This window comes from Streptomyces sp. NPDC088387, assembly GCF_044753385.1.
Taxonomy (GTDB): Bacteria; Actinomycetota; Actinomycetes; order Streptomycetales; family Streptomycetaceae; genus Streptomyces.
Window position 1 is genome coordinate 127449 of the sequence record NZ_JBIVNC010000013.1, and the last position, 24006, is coordinate 151454.

24 protein-coding genes are annotated in these 24006 nt (G+C 71.3%); 12 read left to right on the forward strand and 12 right to left on the reverse strand.

Going from position 1 to position 24006, the window contains the following annotated elements; all coding sequences use genetic code 11:
• Positions 1-40: 40 nt before the first annotated feature.
• The 5 genes from ACIQAC_RS30375 to ACIQAC_RS30395 are packed head-to-tail and all read left to right on the forward strand — an operon-like array spanning position 41 to position 5505.
• A complete protein-coding gene (locus ACIQAC_RS30375; RefSeq protein WP_402196502.1) occupies positions 41-1363 on the forward strand; it encodes an NAD(P)/FAD-dependent oxidoreductase in 1323 nt (440 codons plus the stop codon).
• The gene (locus ACIQAC_RS30380; protein ID WP_402196504.1) at positions 1357-2091 is read left to right on the forward strand and encodes a DUF1365 domain-containing protein; all 735 of its coding nucleotides are present in this window, start codon (positions 1357-1359) and stop codon (positions 2089-2091) included. Before ACIQAC_RS30375 ends, ACIQAC_RS30380 begins: the two co-directional genes overlap by 7 nt.
• On the forward strand, positions 2088-3404 hold the full coding sequence (locus ACIQAC_RS30385) for a class I SAM-dependent methyltransferase (protein WP_402196505.1): 1317 nt from the start codon (positions 2088-2090) through the stop codon (positions 3402-3404). The genes ACIQAC_RS30380 and ACIQAC_RS30385 overlap by 4 nt, the downstream gene beginning before the upstream one ends.
• A complete protein-coding gene (locus ACIQAC_RS30390; RefSeq protein WP_402196507.1) occupies positions 3401-4711 on the forward strand; it encodes a class I SAM-dependent methyltransferase in 1311 nt (436 codons plus the stop codon). Before ACIQAC_RS30385 ends, ACIQAC_RS30390 begins: the two co-directional genes overlap by 4 nt.
• A complete protein-coding gene (locus ACIQAC_RS30395) occupies positions 4708-5505 on the forward strand; it encodes a DUF1295 domain-containing protein (protein WP_402196510.1) in 798 nt (265 codons plus the stop codon). The genes ACIQAC_RS30390 and ACIQAC_RS30395 overlap by 4 nt, the downstream gene beginning before the upstream one ends.
• Positions 5506-5622: 117 nt before the next feature.
• Here the strand turns inward: ACIQAC_RS30395 and ACIQAC_RS30400 are convergent, their stop codons facing one another.
• From ACIQAC_RS30400 to ACIQAC_RS30410, 3 genes are all read right to left on the reverse strand, one after another.
• On the reverse strand, positions 5623-6375 hold the full coding sequence (locus tag ACIQAC_RS30400; RefSeq protein ID WP_402196513.1) for an anti-sigma factor domain-containing protein: 753 nt from the start codon (positions 6373-6375) through the stop codon (positions 5623-5625).
• Positions 6372-6956 carry a sigma-70 family RNA polymerase sigma factor gene (locus ACIQAC_RS30405; protein WP_402196515.1) on the reverse strand — a complete coding sequence of 195 codons (585 nt, stop codon included), beginning with the start codon at positions 6954-6956 and terminating at the stop codon, positions 6372-6374. The genes ACIQAC_RS30400 and ACIQAC_RS30405 overlap by 4 nt, the downstream gene beginning before the upstream one ends.
• A 320-nt stretch (positions 6957-7276) precedes the next feature.
• The gene (locus tag ACIQAC_RS30410; RefSeq protein WP_402196518.1) at positions 7277-7765 is read right to left on the reverse strand and encodes a flavin reductase family protein; all 489 of its coding nucleotides are present in this window, start codon (positions 7763-7765) and stop codon (positions 7277-7279) included.
• 257 nt (positions 7766-8022) lie between these two features.
• Between ACIQAC_RS30410 and ACIQAC_RS30415 the strand changes: the two genes are divergently transcribed.
• From ACIQAC_RS30415 to ACIQAC_RS30430, 4 genes are all read left to right on the forward strand, one after another.
• The gene (locus ACIQAC_RS30415; protein WP_402196520.1) at positions 8023-8640 is read left to right on the forward strand and encodes a HemK2/MTQ2 family protein methyltransferase; all 618 of its coding nucleotides are present in this window, start codon (positions 8023-8025) and stop codon (positions 8638-8640) included.
• Between the two features lie 6 nt (positions 8641-8646).
• Positions 8647-8856 (forward strand): CDGSH iron-sulfur domain-containing protein, encoded by a 210-nt coding sequence (locus ACIQAC_RS30420; protein ID WP_402196522.1) that lies wholly within the window; start codon positions 8647-8649, stop codon positions 8854-8856.
• Complete coding sequence (locus tag ACIQAC_RS30425; RefSeq protein ID WP_402196524.1) at positions 8853-9875, forward strand: iron-containing redox enzyme family protein; 1023 nt, start codon at positions 8853-8855, stop codon at positions 9873-9875. Before ACIQAC_RS30420 ends, ACIQAC_RS30425 begins: the two co-directional genes overlap by 4 nt.
• A gap of 234 nt (positions 9876-10109) precedes the next feature.
• A complete protein-coding gene (locus ACIQAC_RS30430; protein ID WP_402196526.1) occupies positions 10110-10634 on the forward strand; it encodes an adenylate kinase in 525 nt (174 codons plus the stop codon).
• Here ACIQAC_RS30430 and ACIQAC_RS30435 read toward each other — a convergent pair.
• From ACIQAC_RS30435 to ACIQAC_RS30450, 4 genes are all read right to left on the reverse strand, one after another.
• Complete coding sequence (locus ACIQAC_RS30435) at positions 10626-12773, reverse strand: xanthine dehydrogenase family protein molybdopterin-binding subunit (RefSeq protein WP_402196529.1); 2148 nt, start codon at positions 12771-12773, stop codon at positions 10626-10628. The two genes, ACIQAC_RS30430 and ACIQAC_RS30435, sit on opposite strands and share 9 nt — an antisense overlap.
• Positions 12773-13747, reverse strand: coding sequence for an FAD binding domain-containing protein (locus tag ACIQAC_RS30440; RefSeq protein ID WP_402196532.1), 975 nt, complete (start codon positions 13745-13747; stop codon positions 12773-12775). The genes ACIQAC_RS30435 and ACIQAC_RS30440 overlap by 1 nt, the downstream gene beginning before the upstream one ends.
• A gap of 4 nt (positions 13748-13751) precedes the next feature.
• A complete protein-coding gene (locus ACIQAC_RS30445; RefSeq protein WP_402196535.1) occupies positions 13752-14345 on the reverse strand; it encodes a (2Fe-2S)-binding protein in 594 nt (197 codons plus the stop codon).
• Between the two features lie 194 nt (positions 14346-14539).
• Positions 14540-15115, reverse strand: coding sequence for a TetR family transcriptional regulator (locus ACIQAC_RS30450; RefSeq protein WP_402196537.1), 576 nt, complete (start codon positions 15113-15115; stop codon positions 14540-14542).
• A gap of 275 nt (positions 15116-15390) precedes the next feature.
• Here ACIQAC_RS30450 and ACIQAC_RS30455 point away from each other — a divergent pair, with 275 nt between their 5' ends.
• Both ACIQAC_RS30455 and ACIQAC_RS30460 read left to right on the forward strand, forming a co-directional pair.
• The gene (locus ACIQAC_RS30455) at positions 15391-16125 is read left to right on the forward strand and encodes a dienelactone hydrolase family protein (protein WP_402196540.1); all 735 of its coding nucleotides are present in this window, start codon (positions 15391-15393) and stop codon (positions 16123-16125) included.
• A 152-nt stretch (positions 16126-16277) separates the two neighbouring features.
• Positions 16278-17255 carry a phosphotriesterase gene (locus tag ACIQAC_RS30460; protein ID WP_402196543.1) on the forward strand — a complete coding sequence of 326 codons (978 nt, stop codon included), beginning with the start codon at positions 16278-16280 and terminating at the stop codon, positions 17253-17255.
• Between the two features lie 76 nt (positions 17256-17331).
• On the opposite strand, the gene ACIQAC_RS30465 is transcribed toward ACIQAC_RS30460, so the two are convergent.
• Both ACIQAC_RS30465 and ACIQAC_RS30470 read right to left on the reverse strand, forming a co-directional pair.
• Positions 17332-18429, reverse strand: a complete 1098-nt coding sequence (locus ACIQAC_RS30465; protein WP_402196754.1) for a methyltransferase domain-containing protein — start codon at positions 18427-18429, stop codon at positions 17332-17334.
• Between the two features lie 121 nt (positions 18430-18550).
• Entirely contained in the window at positions 18551-19699 is a 1149-nt protein-coding gene (locus ACIQAC_RS30470; RefSeq protein WP_402196545.1) for a methyltransferase, read from the reverse strand.
• 582 nt (positions 19700-20281) lie between these two features.
• Between ACIQAC_RS30470 and ACIQAC_RS30475 the strand changes: the two genes are divergently transcribed.
• Complete coding sequence (locus tag ACIQAC_RS30475) at positions 20282-21928, forward strand: FAD-dependent monooxygenase (RefSeq protein ID WP_402196547.1); 1647 nt, start codon at positions 20282-20284, stop codon at positions 21926-21928.
• Positions 21929-22057: 129 nt separating this feature from the next.
• Here ACIQAC_RS30475 and ACIQAC_RS30480 read toward each other — a convergent pair whose 3' ends face one another.
• The 3 genes from ACIQAC_RS30480 to ACIQAC_RS30490 all read right to left on the reverse strand — a co-directional run bounded on the left by ACIQAC_RS30480 (position 22058) and on the right by ACIQAC_RS30490 (position 23827).
• Entirely contained in the window at positions 22058-22765 is a 708-nt protein-coding gene (locus tag ACIQAC_RS30480; protein WP_402196549.1) for a hypothetical protein, read from the reverse strand.
• 77 nt (positions 22766-22842) lie between these two features.
• Positions 22843-23067: a hypothetical protein gene (locus ACIQAC_RS30485; protein ID WP_402196551.1), complete on the reverse strand. Its 225-nt coding sequence runs from the start codon at positions 23065-23067 to the stop codon at positions 22843-22845.
• A 97-nt stretch (positions 23068-23164) separates the two neighbouring features.
• Positions 23165-23827, reverse strand: coding sequence for a ScbR family autoregulator-binding transcription factor (locus tag ACIQAC_RS30490; protein ID WP_402196554.1), 663 nt, complete (start codon positions 23825-23827; stop codon positions 23165-23167).
• Positions 23828-24006 lie beyond the last annotated feature (179 nt).

The window sequence follows — 24006 nt, forward strand, 5'->3', positions numbered from 1 at the left end:
GGGCGAGATCCAAGTCCGGGTCCAGTCGGGAGGAACAGCGATGTCACGCGCGCCACACGGAGCGTCACACGACCGGGGCCGATCCGGGGCGGACGGCCCCGACGGGCGGCGGCGCACCGCGGTGATCGGCAGCGGAGTGGCGGGGCTGACGGCGGCGTACGTACTCGGCCGTTCACACCGTGTCACCCTCCACGAGGCCGACGACCGCCTCGGCGGACACGCCCACACCCACGAGCTGACCGCGACCGACGGGAGGACACACCGAGTCGATTCCGGGTTCATCGTGCACAACCGGCGCACCTACCCGAACCTGCTGCGTCTGTTCGACGAACTCGGCGTCGCCACACAGGCGTCGGAGATGAGCATGTCGGTGCGGTGCGAGGGCTGCGGACTCGAGTACGCAGGCGCACGCGGCCCCACGGGGCTGTTCGCCCAGCCCCGCAACGCCCTGCGCGGGTCCTATCTGCGGATGCTCGCGGAGGTGCCCGCCTTCCACCGGGCCGCACGCCGACTCCTCGCCGAGGGCGCCGAACACACGCTCACCCTCGGGGAGTTCCTCGACCGGCAGGGCTGCTCCGCATACTTCCGCACCCACTTCATGACCCCCGTCGTGTCGGCGGTCTGGTCCTGCGACGCCACCACCGCCCAGCGCTACCCGGCCGCCTATCTGTTCCGCTTCCTGGAGCACCACGGACTGCTCTCGGTGGGCGGCTCGCCGACCTGGCGCACCGTGACGGGCGGCTCACGCTCCTACGTCGACCGGATCGCCGCACGCCTGGACGAGGTGCGTACGGCCGCCCCGGTCCGGTCGCTACGACGGCACCCCGACGGCGTCACCCTCACCACGGACGACGGCACCACCGAGGACTACGACTCCGTGGTCGTCGCCACCCACCCCGACCAGGTGCTGGAGCTGCTGGCCGACGCCACCCCGCAGGAGAAGCAGGTGCTCGGCGCCTTCCACTACTCCCGCAACTCCACCCTCCTGCACACCGACACCACCCTGCTGCCGCGCGCCCGCGGAGCCCGCGCCTCCTGGAACTACCTGATGCCCTCCTGCGACGCGGGCGCCGACCGGGTCAGGGTCAGCTACGACATGAACCGGCTCCAGCGACTGGACGCCGCCGAGACGTTCGTGGTCACCCTCGGCAGCGAGGACCGGGTCGACCCCGCCCGGATCCGCGCCCGTATGACCTACGAACACCCCGTCTACACCCCGGAGTCAGTCGCCGCCCAGGAACAACTGCCCGGCCTGAACACGTCCGTGACCGCGTTCGCGGGCGCCTACCACGGCTGGGGATTCCACGAGGACGGCTGCCGCTCCGGCGTCGCGGCCGCCGCCGCACTGGGGGTGGCATGGTGACGTCCACACCCGCCCTGTACCACTGCGACATCCGCCATGTGCGCACCGCTCCGCTCCGCCACGCCCTGCGCCACCGCACCTACATGTGGCTCGTCGACCCCGACCGCCCTCCCGAACTCCCGCCCCTCCTGCGGCCGTTGGCGCGCTTCGACCCACGCGACCACTTCACCGGCACCCATCCGTCCATCCGCGCCGGACTGGACGCCTTCCTGGCCGACCACGGGGTGCACCTGGAGGGCGGACCGGTCGTCATGCTCACCCACGCCCGCGTCTTCGGATACGTCTTCAACCCCCTCACCGTCTACTGGTGCCACGGACCCGACGGCACCGAGCGCTGTGTCGTCGCCGAGGTCCACAACACCTACGGCGAACGGCACTGCTACCTGCTGCGCCCGGACGCCTCGGGCACCGCCGAGGTCGGCAAGGAGTTCTACGTCTCGCCGTTCTTCCCCGTCGACGGCCGCTACCGCATGCGCCTGCCCGCCCCCGGCGACCGGCTCGACCTCACCGTGCACCTCGAACGGGAAGGCGGCAGGCCCTTCACGGCGACCGTACGGGGCACGAGACACCCCGTCCGCACCTCGACCCTGCTGCGGCTCGCCCTCCGTAGGCCGTTGTCCACCCTCGCCGTGTCCGCGGCCATCCGCGTGCACGGCATCCGCCTCTATCTGCGCGGGCTGCCGGTACAGCCCCGTCCCGACCGTCGCACCCCGGAGAACGCTTCATGAAGACAGCCGAGCACCGCCCCGGAGCCGACCACTGCCCCGGAGCCGAGCACCGCCCCGGAGCCGCGCCCCGGACCGGGTCCCCCGAGCCGGTGGACCCGGCACGCTGGCCCGACGTCGCCGCACCACCGGCCGCCTCCCGCGCGCGCACCGCCGTCACCGCGGCCGTCGTACGCCGCGCCCTGGAGCGCCTGCCGCTGCATGTGCGGTTCGCCGACGGAACCGTGCTCGGCAAGGGAGGCCCGATACTCGACGTCCACGATCCGCGGGCCTTCCACGGCCGGATCGGCAGCCAGGGACTGGTCGGCTTCGGCGAGGCGTACATGGCCGGCGAGTGGGACGCCCCCGACCTGGTCGCCGCCCTCACCGTGCTCGCCGCGAACATGGCCGAGCTGATTCCACGACCGCTCCAGCGGCTGCGCCGGTTGTGGGCGCTGCGTCAGCCGCACGCCCAGCGCAACACCCCCGACGGCTCCCGCACCAACATCAGCCACCACTACGACCTGTCCAACGACCTGTTCGCCCTCTTCCTCGACGACACCCTCAGCTACTCCTCGGCCCTCTTCCGCGGCTTTCCCGCCGACGGGGACCTCCTCGCCGCCGCCCAGCACCGCAAGATCGACCGGCTCCTCGACCTCGCGGACGTACGGGAGGGCACCCGCGTGCTGGAAATCGGCACCGGATGGGGCGAGTTGGCGATCCGCGCCGCCGCGCGCGGCGCCCACGTCACCTCCCTCACCCTCTCCACGGAACAGCGCGACCTCGCCCGCGAACGCATCGCCGCCGCCGGTCTGAGCGACCGTGTCTCCGTCGAACTGTGCGACTACCGCGAGGCCCGCGGCACATACGACGCCGTGGTGAGCGTCGAGATGATCGAGGCCGTCGGCGCCGAGTTCTGGCCCGTGTACTTCCGTACCCTCGACGCACGGCTGGCACCCGGCGGCCGCTGCGCCCTCCAGGCCATCACCATGCCCCACGAACGGATGCTGGCCACGCGCGGCTCGTTCACCTGGATCCACAAGTACGTCTTCCCCGGCGGCCTGGTGCCCTCCGTGGAAGCCGTCGCCGAGACGGTCCGCGACCACACCGGGCTGAGCGTCGAACGCCGGGACGCCTACGGAGCCCACTACGCCGAGACCCTGCGCCTGTGGCGCGAACGCTTCACACAACGCGCCCACGACGTCGCCGCACTCGGCTTCGACGAGACGTTCCGGCGCATGTGGACGTTCTACCTCGCCTACTCCGAGGCCGGCTTCCGCTCCGGATACCTCGACGTCCAGCAGTACCTGCTCACCAAGGAAGGCCCCGCCCGATGACCACCACCCGCCCGGCCGCAGCCGGCGCCGCCCACCGGCTCGCCGCCCTCGCCGAGACCGCGCTCGGCGGCCCCGTACCCGTGCGTCTGCGCACCTGGGACGGCAGCGAGGCCGGCCCGTCCGACGCCCCGGTCGTTGTCGTACGGTCCCGGCGCGCCCTGCGCCGCCTGCTGTGGGAACCCGGCGAACTCGGCCTCGCCCAGGCGTACGTCACCGGTGAACTCGACATCGAGGGCGACCTCGGCAAGGGGCTGCGCACCGTGTGGGCGGCGGCCCGCGAGCGTCGACCGGGCGCTCGCGGCCTCTCCCTCACCGACCGCGCCCAGGCCGTCGCGGCCGCGGTGCGACTCGGCGCCGCCGGACCACGCCCCGCCCCGCCGGACTCTCAGGCACGGCTGCGCGGCGGCCTGCACAGCAAGGCACGCGACCGGGCCGCCGTCAGCCATCACTACGACCTGTCCAACGCCTTCTACGGGCTGCTCCTCGACGAGACGATGGCCTACTCGTGCGGCTACTGGGCCAGTGACGCCGCCGACTTCACGTCGGCCGACGCCCAGCGCGCGAAACTGGAGCTGATCTGCCGCAAGCTCGGCCTGTCACCCGGCGCCCGGCTGCTCGACGTCGGCTGCGGCTGGGGATCCCTCACCCTGTACGCCGCGGAGCGCCACGGCGTCCGGGTCACCGCGGTCACCCTGGCCGGCGAACAGGCGACATACGTCCGCGAACAGGTGCGCGAGCGGGGCCTGGAGGACCTGGTGGAGGTGGTGTGCCAGGACTACCGGGACATCACCGGCGACGGCTACGACGCCGTGGCGAGCGTCGAGATGGGCGAACACGTCGGCGACGCGGAGTACCCGGCGTTCGCCGCCGCGCTGCACCGAAGGGTCCGGCCGACGGGCCGGGTACTGGTCCAGCAGATGTCTCGCGGACGGACGGCACCCGGCGGCGGGGCCTTCATCGAGGCGTACATCGCACCCGACATGCACATGCGCCCGGTGGGCGAGACGGTCGGACTCCTGGAAGCGGCCGGTCTGGAGGTGCGGTCCGTGGAATCGCTGCGCGAACACTACGTCCGTACGGTCGCCGACTGGCACCGGACCCTGGAGGAGCGCTGGGACGACGTCGTGGCACTCGTCGGTGAGGAGACCGCCCGCGTGTGGCGGCTCTACCTGGTCGGCGGTGCCCTGGCCTTCGAGGAGCGGCGGATGGGCGTGGACCAGATCCTGAGCGTACGACCCACGGCCGCGGGACGTGCCGACGTGCCCGCGACACCGGGGGACTGGTACGCGGGGCTGGACCGACTGTGAGCGGCTACGCCTGGGCCGACCTCGCGGCCAATCTGGCGTGGGCGGCGGTGGCCGCCCTCGGCGTCATGCTGATCACCTTCGCGGTCGCCGTGCGGAAGGGCTTGCACCGGATCGTCGACATCGCCTGGGGGCTCGGATTCGCCGCGGTCGCGGCGGTCACCTGCCTCGCGTCGGCGGGCACCGGCGATCCGGGCCGACGTCTGCTGGTGACCGTACTGACGGTGGTGTGGGGTGTACGGCTGGCCGCGCACATCGCCCGGCGCGGACGCGGACACGGCGAGGATCCACGCTACGAGGCGATGCTGTCGAAGGCGTCCGGCAACCAGAACCTGTACGCGCTGCGGGTCGTGTACCTGCTCCAGGGCGCTCTGGTCTGGCTGGTGTCGCTGCCGGTGCAGAGCGCGCAGTACATCTCCGGGCCCATGTCGGGCGTGGCGGTGGCCGGCGGCTGTCTGTGGGCGGTCGGGATGTTCTTCGAGACGGTCGGGGACGCCCAGCTGGCCCGCTTCAAGGCGGATCCGGCGAACAAGGGCCAGATCATGGACGTCGGACTGTGGCGCTACACCCGACACCCGAACTACTTCGGCGACTTCTGCGTCTGGTGGGGACTGTTCCTGATCACCTGTGACTCGCTCGCCGCCGCCGCGGCCAGTCTCGTGTCGCCGGTCGTGATGAGCCTGCTGCTGACCAGGGGGAGCGGGCAGCGGCTGCTGGAACGGCACATGGCCGACCGTCCCGGCTACGCCGCGTACGCGGAGCGCACGAGCGGCTTCTTCCCGCTGCCGCCCAGCTGACGGAGGCGAGCCCGGCAAGGATGGGGGGACCCCGGCAAGGATGGGGGACCCTGCCAGGAAGGGGGAACCCTGCCAGGAAGGGGAGCCCCACCCCCCTCCGGGCGGGGCTCCCCCGACTCACGCGGGCAGACTCATCAGGGCGAGCGGCGAGGAGGTGGGCTGCTCCGACCCGCCCGCCGGCTCCACGGTGATGCCCATCCCCGACGCCCCGTCCACCGGGCCCTGCATCAGGACGGTCTGGTCACTGCGCCCGGCGTCCAGCAGCCCGGCGGACCGCATGGCGCCGTCGTCGTCGAACCACAGCTGGTAGACCTTGCCGCTCGGCGGACTGGCGATCCCCGAGACGACGAACACGGCCCTGTCCTGGCTGTCGGAGACGACCACGGTCCCGGTCGCCCCGCCGGACAGCTTCGCCGCACTGGTCCGGGCGTCCGGCGCGGCGAGCACGGCGGCGATGCGGTCGGACCCCTGCTCGGCCTGCCGGGCCTGCTCCAGGGCGTCCTCGGCCCGCTGGTGCTGCCACACCGCGGTACCGCCCAGCGCGGTGGCCGCCGCGAGACAGGCCGCCAGGGCCCACCGTGACAGCGGGCGCCCGCGCAGGAACGCACGGCCCGAGCGGGTCGGCCCGGGATCCCCGGGCGCGTCCTGGCGCACGGTGGTGATCCGGTGCAGGACCTGCTCCCGCAGCGCCGGACGCGGTGTCACGGAGACGGCGAGACCCAGCCGCGCCGCGGTGGCGCTCAGCTCCGCGGTCTCCTGGGTGCACGGCTCGCATGCGGCGAGGTGGCGCCGGAACGCCTCCCGCTCCTCGTCGGAGAGCGCGTGCAGGGCGTAGGCACCCGTCAGGGTGTGCAGCTCGGCGGTGGTCACGCGGTCACCCCCAGGCAGTCGCGCAGCCGGATGAGACCGTCGCGCAGGCGGGTCTTGACGGTGCCCAGTGGCAGCGTCAGGGCTTCCGCGACCTGCCGGTAGGTCAGTCCGCGGTAGTAGGCGAGGGTGACGGCCTGGCGCTGGATCTCCGTGAGGGTGCGCAGACAGCGCCGCACCTGCTCGCGTTCCAGCCGCGCCTCCACCTGCTCGGTCACCTCGTCGTACTCGGGTGTGTGATCCAGCAGGGCGGCCTTGTGGTCGCGGGCCGCGGCGGCCTCCACCGAGCGCACCCGGTCGATCGCCCGGCGGTGCGCCAGGGTGAGGATCCAGTTGATCGCCGTGCCGCGGTCCGAGCGGTAGCGGGGCGAGGTGCGCCACACCTCCACCAGGACCTCCTGCGTCACTTCCTCGGACTGCGCCTGGTCGCGCAGGACGGCGCGCACGACACCGAGGACCGGGCCGGCGACCATGTCGTACACCGAGGCGAACGCGTCCTCGCTGCCCAGGGCGACCCGGCCCACCAGCTCCTGAAGGTCTGGCCCCGCGGATGGGTTTCTGCCGATGTGTACGGCTTCCTTCACTGCGCCCTCCGTGGTGTGGACATCTCCGGACGTAATCCGATCCCCGAACGGCCACGGATTGGTCTTGTGTCCACACCTGCCCGGATCGGTGCGGGAGACACTCCGGCCCCGCGGACACCCGACGAGGTGCCACGGCTGATCCCGATGGGTTGTACGGAGATAGGCCGCGGATATGTGGGCACTCGGCCGGCAGCCGTCGCTGTATCCCCCGGGGGAGTGTGATGGTCAGGCTCTTCCGGTTCGGACCATGTGCCGGAAGAGGCCGCACCCTACGGTCGCGGCGCCGGACCGACGACGCCGCGCCGCCAGAGGCGCATGCCTCAGCCCGCCGGGTGGCCCGGCGTGATCCCGCGAGTGCCGGTCAACGTCAGCAACGTGGCGCGCTCGCCCGCCGAGCTGCCCGTCGCCTCCGGAGCGAGCAGGAAACCGACGTGGTCGCCGCCGTCGACCCGGTCCTCCACACGCCCGACGAACCAGGCCGGAGCCTCGTCGAGGATCAGCGACCCGCCCGGCCCCGGGTGCCAGAGGACCTCGGTGAACTTATCGACACGGTCGCCGGTCTCGCCGCCGAAGAGCCTGGCCAACCCGTCCTGGTCGCGGCGGAGCACATGGACCGCGAGCCGCTCGGCGCGCTCGGCCACCCGGTAGGTCCGGTTGGCCTTGGACAGCCAGACCATGAACCGGACGGGCTCGATCGAGCACTGCGAGGCGAACCCGACCAGACAGCCGGCCCTGTCATCGCCGACGCTCGCGGTCACCACGTACAACGGATAGTCGAGCAGGTCGGTGAAGGGATCGAGATGGGTCACGGCACGTTGCTCCCGCCTCAAGGTGGTCGACTCGGCGCTGGCACGGCGCGCGCCCCGAGGATGTGGGGCGACGGCGTCTGGATGATCGTAGAAGGTTCCGTTGTGCCGTGTGAGGTCCGTTTTGCCGGGCACTCGGGGCAGTGACGCATTGGTCGGGTGTGGCCCACGAGGCTCGCCCGTGCAGCGCCCCTCGCACGGAGCCACCCGACGGATGCGTTCGGTGAACCGCTCGGGGCGCGGACCGTGGAGGTGTACGTGTGCTCGACCTGACGACGCGGAACGAAGAGGCGCGGAGCCCGGTGCTCCCCCCGTGGCGGGTCTACGCACCCTGGCGGGTGTACGCGCCCCAGCACGACACCGAGTTGCTGGCCCGGGCCCTGTACCGGGAACACATGCCCGAGGGAGCCACCGTCCTGGACGTGGGCACGGGCACCGGCGCTCTCGCGCTGGCCGCGGCCCGCCGCGGCGCGCAAGCCACCGCCGTCGACAGGACCTACCGGGCCGTCCTCACCGCACGGCTCAACGCCCGGCGCGCCCGCCTGCCGGTCGAGGTCCTGCACGGCGACCTGTTCGGCCCGGTCACGGGCCGCCGCTTCGACGTTGTCGTGAGCAATCCGCCCTACGTCCCTGCACCCGGGGCGCACCCCCACCGCCGGCAGGCCGCGACGGCGTGGGACGCGGGAGCCGACGGACGCCTCCTCCTGGACCGGATCTGCCGCCGCGCCCACACCTCGCTGCGCCCCGGCGGTGTACTGCTGCTGGTGCACTCCACCCTGTGCGGTATCCCGCCGACCCTGGCCGGCCTGGAGAGGTCGGGGCTCGAAGCCCGGGTGACCGACCGGCGTCTCGTGCCGTTCGGTCCGAAGAGCTGGTGATCATCCGTGCCGAACGGACCCGCTGAACAACCACGCGTCACGCCGACGAGCGACGGGCCGATCCTGATCGAAGGGCCGGTCGAGGTCGTACTCGACGACGGAACCACCGTGCGCTCGGACCGTTTCACCGTCGCGCTCTGCGTCTGCCGGCGCAGCCGGACCTACCCCTGGTGCGACACCAGCCACCGTGCCCGGGAGAAGAGGCGGACCGCATGACGGCCACCCCCGTGACCGCCCGCGACCGGGCCCACACCACCGGCCCCGCGCTCCCACGCAGCAGGGGCGAGCTCTCCCGCACGGTCCGCCAGGCCCTGACCCGGCCCGCCGGCACACCCCTCGCACGACGGGTGACCGCCGAGCAGGCCGACCCGTACGGCGACGATCTGCAACTGGCGCTCTACCTCTGCTACGAACTCCACTACCGCGGCTTCGCCGGCGTCGACGCCGGATGGGAGTGGGATCCCGGACTGCTGCGGCTGCGCGCGGAGATGGAACGCCGCTTCCTGTCCGCGCTCAGGACCGAGAGCGGCCCGCCGCGCAGCGCCGAGGACGCCCTCGCCGACCTCCTGGTGGAACCCGTCGTCGCCGAGGGAGCGTCCCAGTTCCTCAAGGAACAGGGGGAGTTGTGGCAGTTCCAGGAGTACGCGGCCCAGCGCTCCCTATATCACCTCAAGGAGGCCGATCCCCATGTCTGGGTCATCCCGAGGCTGACGGGCCGCGCCAAGGCCGCGATGGTCGCCGTCGAGTACGACGAGTTCGGCGCCGGACGGCCCGAGCGCATCCACGCCCGGCTCTTCGCCGACCTGATGACGGACCTCGGCCTGGACCCGGCGTACGGACGCTATGTCGACTTCGCCGGCGCCGAGCTGCTGACGAGTGTGAACCTCATGTCCCTGTTCGGACTCCACCGTGCGCTGCGCGGGGCACTGGTGGGCCACTTCGCGGCCGTGGAGACCACGTCGTCCCCCGGTTCGCGACGCCTCGCGCAGGGTCTTCGGCGGGTCGGCGCGGGCCCGGCGGCCGTGCACTTCTACGAGGAGCACGTGGAGGCCGACGCTGTCCACGAACAGGTCGTCCGCCGGGACGTCGTCGCCGGGCTCCTGGAGACCGAGCCCTTCCTCGACGAGGACATCGCCTTCGGCGTCGCCGCCACCGAATGGACCGAGAACCGGCTCGGCACCCACCTCCTCACGGCCTGGGGAGAGGGCCGCACCTCACTGCGTATGCCGCTGTGACGGCGGCGCGCTACCGGCCCCTTAGCCGGGTCAGGTCGCCGGGCCACTTCCGGTCCCATGGAGGCGTGTACGCCACGGATGCCCGTGTCGCGCAGGGCGTCGATCGCGGCGGCGCTGCTGGTGTCGTTGACGTTCACAAGAGGACCTGGTTCTCCACCGCGAGGCCGACGGGCCCACCCGCAGCCACTGGGCACCCGGGAACGCGGTTCCAGGGCGCTGGGATAGCGTGCACCTGTGAAACGGATCTTGGTGGTGGGTGTCACGGGTGCGGGCAAGTCGACACTTGCCCGCACTTTGAGCACCCACCTGAGCCTGCCGTACCACGAGATGGACGCCCTGTACTTCAGCGGCCCCGACTGGGCTGTCAACGAGGAGCTGACAGCCGAGGTGGCACGGCTGACCGCCGGGCCCCGCTGGATCGTTGACTCCATCGGCTCGCCGGAAGTCCGTGACCTGCTGTGGGACCGGGTCGACACCGTGATCTGGCTGGACTACCCGCGGCGCGTCATCATGCCCCGCGTACTGCGCAGGTCCTTCCGGCGCTCGGCCAGACGCGAGCTGCTCTTCGGCGGCAACAGGGAGACCTGGACCGGCTGGCTCAGCCGCGAACACCCGGCGTGGTGGGCCTGGTCGCAGTACGGCACTCGTCGCGACGAGATCGAGCGCCGTACCCGCGATGCCCGCTTCGCTCCTCTGGACACCCTCCGGTTCCGGCACCCGAACGAGACGGCGGCCTGGCTGGCGGCTCTGTCAGAGTAGGGCCTCGGGCCGCATCGGCAGGTCCGTCAGGCGTTTGCCCGTAGCGTTGAACACCGCGTTGCCGATGGCGGGCGCCACCCCGACGATGGTGATCTCACCGAGCCCCTTCACACCGATCGGATCGGCCTGCGGGTCCTCGGTGTTGATGAAGGTGGCGTCGAGGTCGGGGACGTCCGCGTTCACCGGTACCAGATAGTCGGAGAGGCTCGCGTTGACGATACGGCCGTCGCGGTGGTCGGTCACGGTGCCTTCGAGGAGGGCCATGCCGATGCCGCCGACCATGCCGCCGACGGCCTGGCTGTGGGCGAGTTTGGGGCTGATGACCCGGCCCACGTCGTAGGCCGCGAAGATCCGCCGCACCCGGACGAGGCCCAGCAGGGGGTCGACGGAGACCTCGGCGAAGACGGCTCCGTACCCGTACGTGGAGATCCTGGTGTCGGCGTCGCCCGGACCCCAGCTGCCGGTGGTTTCCAGGCTGGGCAGACCGGCCCGGCGCAGGATGTCCCGGTAGCTGTCCCGGGCCCCTCCGTCGGTGGCGGACAGATAGCCGTCGCGGGCCTGTACGTTCGCCGGATTCGCGCCGTGGAGCGGCGAGTCGGGGTCCGCCACCGCCCTTCGGACGAACTCCGCCTTCAGCGCGTTGCAGGTGGTGTGCGCGGCCGAGCCCACGCTCGCCATCGTGCATGCCGCAGCGTGCAGCGGCGCGGTGGGATAGCTGGAGTCGCCCAGCCGGAAGGTGACAGCCGAGGCGGGCAGTCCCAGGGCGTCCGCGGCGACCTGCATGACCGAGGTGGTGGTGCCGGGTCCCATGTCCGCGGTGGCCGCCAGGACCTCGGCGGTGCCGTCGGCGTGGATCCGGGCCCGTGCACTGGAGTCACGCCGGTTGTTGTGATAGCCGGCGGTGGCCATCCCCATACCGATCAGCAGATCGCCGTCCGTGTGCGATCCCGGCTTGGCCTGGCGGCGGGACCAGCCGAAGCGGCGCGCGCCCGTCTCGTAGCATTCGCGCAGCTTGCGGGTGGAGAAGGGCAGTCGCGAGACCTCGTCCCGGGTCGGCTCGTTGCGCAGCCGCAACTCGACCGGGTCCACGGCCAGTTCGTGGGCGAGCTGGTCCATCGCGGTTTCCAGGGCGTAGTTGCCGAGCACCACACCGGGTCCGCGCATGGAGCACGGTGAGTGGACGTCGACGGGTGTGACCCGGTAGGAGGTACGGGTGTTGGGGACGCCGTAGAGGAACTGCGGCAGGTCGGTCAGGCCGTCCGTGTAGGACTGGTAGCGCGCGTTCTCGATCCGGACCTCGTAGACGAGGGCGCTGACGCGTCCCGCCGCGTTGCTCCCGAGGGCCATCCGGTGCCGGCCGGCGGGCCGGAACCCGGTGCCGTAGTAGAACTGACGCCTGGTCAGCACCAGCTTGACCGGCTTGCCGACCTCGCGCGCGGCGAACGCGGCCAGGATGACATGGTCGTAGGTCTGGATTCCGCTGCCGAACCCGCCGCCCAGGAACTCGTTGTGCACGCGGACGTCGCCGATGGGGATGCCGAGCGCGCCGGCCACGTTGCGGGCGGCGCCCTGTGCCCACTGGGACTTGTCCCAGAGAGTCAGCCGTCCGTCCTGCCACCGGGCGATGGTGGAGGGCAGTTCGATGGGGTTGTGGTTCTCGCGGGCGGAGGTGAGTTCCAGGTCCACCTTCACCTGTGCCGAGGCCAGCGCGCCCGCCGGGTCGCCGCGGCTGTAGTCCGGCTCGTCGGCGGGTGTCTGCGACGGGATGTCGGGGGTGTCGAAGTCGGTTACCGCGTCCTGCTGTTGGTACGTCGCCTCGACCAGCGAGGCGCCATGGGTCGCCGCCTCCAGGGTCTCCGCGAGGACGACCGCGATGGGCTGGCCATAGAAGGCGATGCGGTCGACGGGGTGGGCCAGCCGCAGAGCGCTGAAGTCGGTCAGGACGCGCAGCACACCCGGGTGGCCGAGGGCCGCGTCCACCGAGATCCGGCTCACCGTGCCACGGGCCACCGTGCCGTTCACGATCACGCCGTACAGCAGGCCCTCGATACGGTGCTCGGCCGAGTAGGTGGCCGTCCCCGTCACCTTGCGGCGGGCGTCCACGCGGGAGAGCGGCTGCCCGACAACGGTCGTCGCCATCACTGTCCTCCGATGGTCATGAGCTGGCGGCGTACGGTCCGTTCGACCAGCCGCACCTTGAAGGCGTTCTCCGACAGGGGTACGGCACCCTCGGCCGCCAGGGCCGCCGCGTCCGTCCACGTCCGGCGCCCCGGCCGCTTGCCGACGAGCGCCTCCTCCACCTTGGGGAGCCGCCACGGCACGGTCGCCACACCGCCGACGGCCACCCTGGCGGCCCGCACCACGCCGGCCCTGATGTCCAGCGCCACCGCCGCGGACGCGAGGGCGAACTCGTACGACTGCCGGTCGCGGACCTTCAGGTAACCCGAGCGTCGTGTGTGCGCGCCCGCGGGGACGGTCAGCGAGGTGATGAGTTCCCCCGGCCGGAGCGCCTGCTCCTTCTGGGGTGTGTCCCCGGGGCGGAGGAAGAAGTCCTGGACGGGGATCGAGCGGGTTCCGTCGAGCCCCCGCACCTGGATCACGGCGTCCAGCGCCACCAGGGCAACCGCCAGGTCGGAAGGGTGAGTTGCCACGCACTGGCTGCTCGTCCCGAGGATCGCCTGCATCCGGTTGTCGCCGTGCAGGGCGTCGCAGCCCGAGCCCGGGTCACGCCGGTTGCACGCGGAGTGGACGTCCCGGAAGTACGGACAGCGGGGCCGCTGCATGATGTTGCCGCCGATGGAGGCCATGTTGCGCAGCTGGGCCGAGGCGCCCAGTTCGAGGGCCTGCGACAGCAGGGGGTAGGTGGCACGCACCTCCGGATGCGCGGCGAGATCGCTCATCCGGACCAGGGAACCGGCCCGCACCCCTTGCCGGGTGACGGTGATGTCCCTGTACGGCAGCCCGTTGATGTCGACCACGTGCGCGGGACGCTCGACGGTCTCCCGCATGAGGTCGACCAGTGTGGTCCCGCCGGCGATGTAACGGCCCTCGCGGGCACCGGCGTTGAGCGCCGCGGTGACGGAGGAGGCTCGGCTGAAGGTGAAGGGATACACGCGGTCATCCCTCCTTGGCCGTCTGCTCGATCGCGGAGACGATGTTCGTGTACGCCCCGCACCGGCACAGGTTGCCGCTCATCCACTCCCGGATCTCCTCCCGGGAGCGGGTGTGGCCCTCGGCGATACAGGCGACACCCGACATGAGCTGCCCCGGCGTGCAGTAGCCGCACTGGAGGCCGTCGTGGTCGATGAACGCCTGTTGCAGCGGGTGCAGTTGCTCGCCCTCGGCGAGGCCCTCGACCGTGGTGACGTGTGCGCCCTGGTGCATCACGGCGAGGGTGAGGCAGGCGTTCACCCTCCGGTCGTCCACAAGGACCGTGCAGGCTCCGCAGGCGCCCTGGTCGCAGCCCTTCTTGGTGCCGGGCAGGTCCAGGTGCTCGCGCAGGAGGTCGAGGAGCGAGGTGCGGTTGTCGACCTCGGCGGTGTGCTGCTCGCCGTTGACCGTCAGACGGACGGTGGAGACCCGCTCGGCCGACGCTCGTCTGGACGTGGGCAGGCGGTCCGAGGTCAGGAGGGGTAGACCGGCCGCCGCTGTCGACGCCGCGACGAAGGTTCGTCGTTTGAGCGTGGTGGCCTCGTCGAACGTTTCCGACATGCGCGATGCACCTCTCGGTTGAGCAGTGGCATGTGATGACACCCGGTGTCATCGTAACAGTGATGACACCAGGTGTCATGAGAAACCTGATGGCAGGGAGGGGTGTGTCTGTACGTGGGCAGGGTCGCACCCCCGGTCAAGGGGAGGGCGGGGTCGTGTCCCTGATCAAGGGGTGGGCGGGGTTGTCCCCCTGGTCAAGGGGTGGGCAGGGCCGCGACCTCGGCCTTGAGGTCCGCCACGCATTCACGCAGCAGGGCGTGCAGGTCCTGGCTCTCCGCGCCGTCGACCCAGCACTCGCGGGCGGCCCGCCACGCGGCGGCACCCGCCGCGGCGGTCAGGAAGGCGGTCCGCGGCGCGACACCGCGCTCACACAGCGCCTCGGCCACCACGGCACTGGTCGCGGCGAACTTGGTGAGCTGTCGTTCCTGGAGTTCCGGGTTGGCCACGATGACGGCTCGGCGGCGCCGGGCCTGCGCATGTCCCTTGTTCACCATGTCCACCGCGGCGTCGTACCCCTCCATGACGACGGCGAGCGGCGGGAGGTCGGCCGGCGCGGCGGCGATGGCGTCGACGATCGCCTGGTGAATCCGGGCCGAGAGCGGGAACAGCACCTCGCGCTTGTCGGGGAAGTGACGGAAGAACGTCCGCTTGGTCAGCCCGGCCCGCTCGGCGATCTCGGCGACCGTGGTGTCCTCGAAGCCGCGCTCCTCGTACAGCTCCAGCGCGGCCCGCGACAGTCGGCCCGCTGCGTCCGGCATCCATCGACCCATGTCACTCATCCTAGTGATGCCACTCAATGTCATCGAATATAGGGCGATGGTGCCCGGGCCTGCTGGTACGTGCCCGGCCCGGTGGGCTAGGTTATGCGGTCATGACTACCGGGACGGCATCACGCCACTCACGGATCGGTGACCCGGTGCTCTCCTGAGCGCCGTACAGGCGGGTGTCGGCCCGCTGTTGGACCGAGGACCAGGGGCCCGTGCGCGGGCTCCACCTGTCGTTGTGTTGACCACGGCTCGACACGTCAACCACGACAGGAGACCTCATGCTCACCAAAACGCTGCACATCCCCACGGCAGACGGCCGGGCCGACGCGTTCGCCGCCTTCCCGGACGACGGCGAACGGCACCCAGGGGTGCTGATGTACCCGGACGGCTTCGGTATCCGGCCCGTGCTCCGGGAGATGGCCCGCGAGCTGGCCGGCCACGGCTACTACGTGCTCGTCCCCAACTTCCTCTACCGCCACGGCCCGGCACCGGTGATCGAGCTTCCCGAGTACATCGGAGAGGACGCCAGAGCCGCGGTCTTCGCCCGGCTGATGCCCATGATCAAGGCGCACACCGTCGAACGGGCCCTGAGCGACGCCGACGCCTGCCTTCGCTTCCTCTCCGCCCAGCCCGAGGTCGCCGCCGGTCCGGTCGCGGTCACCGGTTACTGCATCGGCGGCCTGCTGGCCACACGCACCGCGGCGGCCCACCCCGACCAGGTGGCCGCTGTCGCCGCCTTCCACGCCCCCGTGGCGGCGGACGGACCCGACGCCCTCGCCAGGATCACCGCGCAGGCCCACTTCGGCCACGCGGCGAGCGACCTGACACCTGAGCGGCTGGGCGAGCTCAACCAGGTCCTGGACGCCGCGGGTGTCCGCCACACGTCCGAGATCTACCCCGGCACCGTCCACGGCTTCACCATGTCCGACACCAACGCCTTCGACCCGGACGGACTCAAGCACCACTGGGACCGTCTCCTCGCCCTCCTCGACAGCACGCTGGGAAACAACTGAGGCTCCGGCGTGGACGCCGGGATGTCATGGGGGTCCCGGGCAGTGCGCCCACGCGAAAGGACCGCGCGCCTACGCGAAAGACAGCGTCACCGTGGCGTTGAAGGATGTGCGCAGTCAGTTCTTTCCGCCCTGCACTGCGACAAAGGATCACCATGACGTCGACCCCTCAAGTACAGACCGTCCGCGGCCCCGTGGCGGTCGACGACCTCGGCTCGGTGCTGATGCACGAGCACGTGTTCGTCCTCAACGAGGAGATCCGGCAGAGCCTCCCGGAGACCTGGGACGAACAGGAGCGCATCAGTGACGCCGTGAGCCGGCTCAAGGCCCTTGCCGCGACCGGCATCACCACGATCGTCGACTGCACGGTCATCGGGCTCGGGCGCAACATCGCGCGCGTCGCCCGGGTGAACGACCAGGTGGACCTCAACATCGTTGCGGCCACCGGGATTTACACCGTGAGTGACATCCCCGACTTCTACCGCTATCACGGACCGGGCACCCTGCTCGGCGGCGCCGAGAGCATGACCGACCTGTTCGCCCGGGAACTGACGCAGGGCATCGCGGACACCGGCGTCAGAGCCGCGTTCCTGAAGTGCGCCATTGAGGAGGAACTCACCCCCGGGGTCGAACGGGTGATGAGAGCGGTCGCCCAGGCCCATCTGCGCACCGGCGCCCCGATCACGGTCCACACCAGCGCACGGGCCGGCACGGGACTCGTCGCACAGGACGTCCTGCGCAGCGAGGGTGTGGACCTCGGGGCCGTGGTCATCGGGCACAGCGGCGACACCGCCGACCTGGACTATCTGCACCGGCTCGTCGACAACGGTTCGTACGTCGGAATGGACCGCTTCGGCCTGGACGTACTGCTCCCCGGCGACGAGCGCGTGGCGACCGTTGCGGCATTGGCGCGCGAGGGCCTAGCCGAACGTATGGTCCTGTCGCACGACGCGTCGTGCCACCTCGACTGGTTCCCACCCGGCGTACGGGAGCAGATCGCGCCGAACTGGCACTACACCCATCTCCACGACGAGGTGATCCCGGCGCTGCGCGAGGCCGGCGTGACCGAGGCGCAGCTCACCACCATGCTGGTCGATAATCCACGCCGCTATTTCACTCCCGCCAAGGGCTAGCGTCCCGTGCTCACCCACGCCGAGCGGCGCCGGACCTGAGGGGCTCGCCGGGGCCGTCCCGTTGGGGCGTCGGGGGCTACGTCGTGAGGAGGCGCAGGCCCAGGTCTGCCGCGTCGAGGTCGGTGAGGTCGCCGTTGCGCTCGGTCCACTCGCCGGTGTCGAGGTCGTCGCCGAGACGTCGTACCGCCTGCCGCTCCGCTTCCGGGCCGACCCGCGTCCACACCGACATCGCTCGGCGGACATGGTCCTCCAAGTAGGCCTCCGGGCGGCGCCAGTACGCCTCGAACAGGCCGTCGGCGCAGTCCCAGGGGACGGGCACCGGCTCGGCGCGGGCGCCGATCGCGTCGGCCATCGTGGCGAGTGACGGGAAGTCCTTGAGGATGTGGGCGAACTCGGGCAGGTAGTCGCGAGTGAGCCAGAAGCGGCTCGGCCAGTGGGGCTCGTCGGTGTCGAAGGTGAGGACCACCACGCGGCGGGCCACGCGCCGCATCTCGCGCAACCCCGCCGCCGGGTCCGCCCAGTGATGCAGGGTCGAGACGGCCATCGCGGCGTCGAAGGACCTGTCCCGGAACGGCAGGTTCTCCGCGGTGGCGGCCACACAGGGCGCCGCGTCCGCCGGCCGCTGTGCGCGCATCACCGCCGACGGCTCCACCGCGGTCACCTCGCGGTCGGCGGGCTCGTAGGAGCCGGTGCCGGCACCGACGTTGAGTACCGTCCGGGCGTCGCCGAGCGCGTCCCAGATCTGCGCGGCGATGCGCGGATCGGTACGCCGGGTCGCGGGGTAGGCGGTGCCGATCGTGTCGTACAGCCGTGCACCGAGCATGTCCGTCCGCTCCTCCGCTGTCACCTTCAAGCCCCGCTCCCGCGCGTCGAGTTCCCTTTCGATGGCCGCCAGCATGGCGTCGGCGCGATCACGCCGCTCCAGCAACAGGCACCGCTGCCGGCGCAGGAGCGCCAGCGAGTCGGCCGACGGATCACCGACCAGTTCCGCGATCTCCGGCAGTCCGAACCCCAACTGCCGGTAGGCCAGCGCCTCCCGCAGCCGCTCGATGTCCTCCCCCGAATAGGCCCGGTACCCGGTCGGGGTCCGCGCCGACGGGCGTACGAGTCCCACCGCGTCGTAGTGATGCAGCGTGCGGACGCTCACGCCGGCCAACTCGGCCACGCGGCCCACTGTCCAGTACTCCTCCACGCCACCGACTATGCGGCCTGACGTCACGTGAGGGTCAAGAGGGCAACGGCCTCACGTGACGTCAGCGGGAGCCGAACGTGGAGCGACGCTCCCGCGCGCACGGTCAGGTGGTCGGCAGCGGACGTCCGTCGTCGATCGCGGCCAGCCGCCAGAGCGACGTGATCTCCGCGGCGCGGGCGGCGTGGAGGGGATCGGTGGTGTCCCGGCTCCGTGGATGCCGCGGCCTGGTGTCGGTCCTGTCCACGACATGCAGGCCCGCTGCTTCGATGCCGGTCAGCAGCTCGCCGCGCGATCTGAGGCCGAGGCGCTCGGCCAGGTCCGACAGCACGAGCCATCCTTCGCCGCCCGGTTCGAGATGGGCGGTGAGGCCATTCAGGAAGGCGTGGAGCATGCTGCTGTCCGGGTCGTAGACGCCCTGCTCCACGGCGGACGTGGGACGGGCCGGAATCCAGGGCGGGTTGCAGACGACGAGATCCGCACGCCCACCGGGAAAGAGGCCGGGGCCCACGACGTCGATGCGCTCGGTGAGGTGCAGCCGGTGGACGTTTTCGCGCGCGCAGGCCAGGGCGCGCGGACTGATGTCGGTGGCCACGACGTGGTCGACGCCCCGACGGGCCAGCACGGCCGCGAGTACGCCCGTCCCCGTCCCGAGATCGAACGCGGTGCGGCGGCCCGTCCACGCGGGGAGCCGCGCATCGGCGACGAGGTCGACGTATTCGCCCCTGACCGGGGAGAAGACGCCGTAGTGCGGATGAACACGAGCGTCGAGGGCCGGTACCTCCACGCCCTTGGTGCGCCACTGATGAGCCCCGGTCACTCCGAGCAGCTCGGTGAGCGAGACGGCGATCGGCTCGGACTGCGGACCGTACGCGTCGGCGCAGGCCTGGCGTACATCGGGCGCTCTGCGCAGGTTCAGGCTGTAGCCGTCCTCCAGGAGAACGATGAGCCTGCCCAGTACGCGGGCCCGGTGGCTACGGGCCCGGCGATGGAGGTGGAAGGTCTCCGCGGGGCTGTCGCCCGGGCGGACCGGTTTCCGGGCGATGCGGCGGCTCATCGCCTGCAACAGCTGCCGGGCGTTGTGGAAGTCGCCGTTCCACAGCAACGCGGTGCCTTCACAGGCCAGTCGGTACGCGGTATCAGCCTTCATACGGTCGTCGGCACCGACGACACGGACGGGAGCCGGGGTCGCGCTCTCGGAATGCCAGCGTGCGGAACCGGGGGTGTTGGTCTCGGTCCAGTGGATGCTGTGCACCAGGTACTCCTCGTGTTCGAACGTGCGGGGGCACGAAGAGCACTTCGACGAGGAGCAGGGCAGCACGGCCTGTCCGGTCCGCTCGAAGCCAAGCGGATGCGCCGGGGCCGCTTCAGGGCAGGTAGGACTACCGCTCCCGCGTCGAAGCGCGCGAGGAGGAGTCGAAGACAACCATGCCAACCGTCATGACCAGCCCTTTCAGACAGACGACGCCATGAGGATCGCACAGCCGCGGCACCGCCGACAAACCGGATCGGGGGCCGTCCGCCCAGGTGACCAGGGGTCCGCTGCGTCTTCGGGTGTGGCGGCGGCCTCGGTGGCGGTGCGCAAGGCGTGGACCAGCGCCGACGTGTTGGGCAAGTCGAGGTGTTGTGATGGCCTTGAAAAGAACCGCGCATCCGGTATATTTCGTGGCGGGATTTGGGGTGCGGATGGCTTGTTCATAGGCCACGGATCGATGAATGTACGGCATGGGCAGCGGGTTGTGACCGACTGGTTGTGGGGTGTGTCGTGGGGCTTACGGGGGTTGGCGTGGCGATTCGTGGATGTAGTCGTGCGGGTGCGGGTGCGGGTGCGGGTGCGGTGGATGTGGACGTGGTCGTGGTGGGGGGTGGCCCGGTCGGGTTGCTGGTCGCCGCGGAGTTGGGCGTGCTGGGGGTCTCGGTGGTCGTGGTGGACGCCGAGTTGGGGGTGTCGGAGTGGCCCCGGGCGCGGGTGGTGCATGCGCGGGCCTTGCAGGGTCTGGTGAGGCGGGGCTATCTGGGGGAGTTGGTACCGGGGCTGGATGGCGTCGGGTCCGCCGCAGTTCTGGACGGTGTGGGAGCCGGGACCGTTGGGGCTGGTGTGGGAGCGGCGGTCGGTTTTCGGTTCGGCGGGGTGGGTGGCTTGTCCCTGAGGGTGCCGGCGGGGGAACCCGGGCCGCTGTTGGTGCGCCCGCAGGGGGAGTTGGAGCGACTGTTCGAGGCGCGGGCACGAGGGTGTGGGGTGCGGGTGCTGCGCGGCTTCCGGGTGGTGGAGCTCGCGGACGACGGGCGCGGGGTCTCCGTGGCGGCGGAGGGGAGGACGGGGGAGCGGGTGGAGTTCCGGGGGCTCTTCGCGGTGGGGGCCGACGGAGGCCGTGGCGTGGTGCGGGAGTTGGGCGGTTTTGTGGCGCGGCAGTGGGGGGCGACGGTGTCGGGGCTGGCGGGCGTGGTGCGCTGGGAGGGCGCGGAGGCGCTTGCTGCGGGGTGGCATCGGACGGAGCGCGGGTGGGTGGTGGTGCATGAACTCGCGGGCGTGGGGGCTCATGTGAAGACGCTGGACTGTTCGGGGCCGCATCCCAGGCGTCGAGTCGCCCCGTCGGCGGGGGAGTTGGCGGGGGAGATGTCGCGGATCGTGGGACGGTCCGTGGGGGTGCGGGATGTGCGGTGGCTGAGTCGGTTCAGTGATTTCGCGCGGGTGGCGGCAGGCTTTCGGCGGGGCCGGGTGTTCCTGGCGGGGGACGCCGCGCACACGCACTTTCCGGTGGGGGCGCAGGGCCTCAGCCTCGGTGTGCAGGACGCGCTGAACCTGGCGTGGAAGCTCGCGCTGGCGGTACGGGGGCGAGCGGGTGACGAACTGCTCGACAGCTACGACGAGGAGCGGCGGCCGCAGGCGTTGCGGGTGGTGGAGAGTGTGCGCGGCCAGCTTGCGTTGATGCGTCCGGGGCGTGAGGGGGACGCGTTGCGGCTGATGTTCGCGCGGCGGATGGCGGCCGGCCGGGACGAGGGGGCGCTGGGGGAGATGGTCAGCGGCCAGGACACGGTCCTTCCGGGGTGCGGTGGAGCTGAATCGGGCTCGGCAGGAAGGTTTCTGCCGAACATGCGCGTGCGGGTCGGCGGGCACGGCACGGATGTGATCGGGCTGCTCCGGGCGGGGAGGCCGCTGCTGGTGACGTTCGGCGCGCAGGCCGCCCGGTATGCGGAGCAGGTGCGGCCGTGGGGGCCGGTGGTGCGGGTGGTGCGTGCCGAGCGCACGGCCGATGCGCCGTGTGAGGCGCTGCTGGTGCGGCCGGACGGCTATGTGGCGTGGGCCTCGGACGACGCCGGGGGCGTTCTGGACGAGGTCCTTGCCCGGTACTTCGGTCGTCCGGCCCGACCCGCGGACTTTCCCGTCGGCCGTCCCCGGCCGGCAGCCGCGGGTGCGCGGACAGGAGCTGCGGGTGCGCGGACAGGAGCTGCGGCCGAGGCGGCTGTACCGGTGTTCAGCTGAGTACGCGCCGTGGTGTTGCCGCCCCCTGTCGCCGGGTGGCGGTGATGCGGCTCGCCGCGTCACTCTCGTAGAACCGCTCCTGAAGCCGACCGGTGTCAGTGCCGGAGCCGGTGCCCGAGCTGGTGCAGGTCAGTGCTCGCGATCGCCGCAGTCGGCCGAGAACAGCACGGCGCCCGGGGGCAGTTCGCCGGGGCGCCGGGCGGCCACCCGCAGACACGCTTCGCAAGACCCGTCAGCGGGTGGGTATTCGAGGGTGACCTCGCTCAACAGGGTGATGGCGTCCGCGAGATGCATCTCCGCCGTGTGTGCGCCGTGGGGAAGACTGCCGGCCAGGCTGCCGAAGGCCGCCGTATCGCTCCCGTCGGCGACGCACTCGCGGACCTCGAAGCGCCAGTGCGCGGCCGCCTCGGCCAGCAATGACCTGCCTCGCTTGCCGTGCCGGACAAGGAGAGCGCTACGAGCCCGCAGATGGTCGGCGATGGCACAGCAGAGGGGAACCGCGGTGCCGTCCGGCGCGGGCACCCGTGTGTACCCGGCATGCGGGTAGCAGGAGAGGGCCTCGTCGAGCAGCCCCAACGCGACCTCCTGTGCCGCCGGGTGACTCTGTTCGACGATGTCCAGGAGGAGCGGTGCCGCCACCGCCGCCGCCGGGGGGACCGCGCCACTGTGGTCATGAACGATTCCGCCGCCGCCGAGCAGCGAGCCGGCCTCCGCCGCCTGCACCAGGTTCGCCGAACCGGACAGCGCACGCAGACCACGGATGGCGCGCTCCGGTTCGTACCACTCCGGCGGGCCCGGCACGCGGAACCAGTCCACCGTGTTGATCTCGTCCAGCACAGCGGCATCCTCGCACGCGGCCAGGACTTGTCGGGCCGGGAAGAAGATGTCATCCGGCTCCGCGCGTGAAGGCCGGATCAGTCCTCATCCTCAGGCAGGTGGAAGTAGACGGTCCCCGACCGCCAGGGGCCGTGCTCGGTCATCTCCGACTCGATCACCACGTCCTGGATCTCGGCGGGGCCCAACGCCTCGATGGCATCCGCCAGCCGCCGCAAGAGGGCCGGAACGCTGTCGCAGCCGGGGCCGGCGGGGTTCGCCTGCGAGAAATGGCGCACGGTCCGATGCGTCGGAGTATCGATCATGGACCGATCGTACGACCTGCCATCGCTGGTCAGCACGCGATGGCAGGGGCAGGCGACTCAGCCGGGACGGACGACGCGGTGATCGACCGGACAAGCCCTAGTTGGCAGCGGCGGCGGCCTGGAGCTTTGTGAGGATCTCGCTGTGGACGCTTTCGCCGCGGGCCTGGGTGATGTCGAGGGAGGCGAGGACGGAGGGTACGGCGATGCTGGGGAAGAGGTGGCGCAGGAGGTCGGAGGCGCGGGTGCGCAGGTCCTGGTAGTCGCTGACGGCCTGGGACATGGACTGGATGCCGGCGAAGGTGCCGACGAGGACGTCGGCGGTGACGGTGGGGTTCACGTGGGGGAGGAGTTCGCCTTGCGCCTGGGCCTTCTCCAGGCGCTCGCGGCAGACCTCGCTCCAGCGCAGGAACGGGCCGCTGCGGTCGAGGCCTTCCGCGTGCTGGTCCATGGTGAGGCGGACCCCGGCGCGGACCATCGGGTCGGTCTGGAGGCGGTAGGCGTGCAGCAGGACCTCGTCGGCCAGCTCCTGGAGTTTGCAGACGCGGTCGGGGATGGTGAACTGCTGGTCCTGCCCCTCAAGGACGCCGAGCGCGAGTTGTTCCTTCGAGGCGAAGTGGAAGTACAGCGCTCCCTTGGTGACACCGGCTGCGGTGAGGATCTCGGAGATGGTGGCGGCCTGGTAGCCGCGTTCCTCGAAGATCTTCGCGGCTGCCTGAAGGATGTTGTTGCGGGTGCGGATGGCACGGTCCTGTTTCACCACGTGGCCGCCCTCCCTTCCTTGAGATCGATTCGACGGGCTGCTGTCTCCTGGGGGTGTCCCGGAGGCATCTCCGGAGAGTGCCCCGGATGACGACAAACAAACCGCCCAGTTCGTATCTTACAGGTGTGGGGGCTTTGCGCAGCCTTTGATGTTGGGGAAATTGCGGGGAAGCGGCCGTG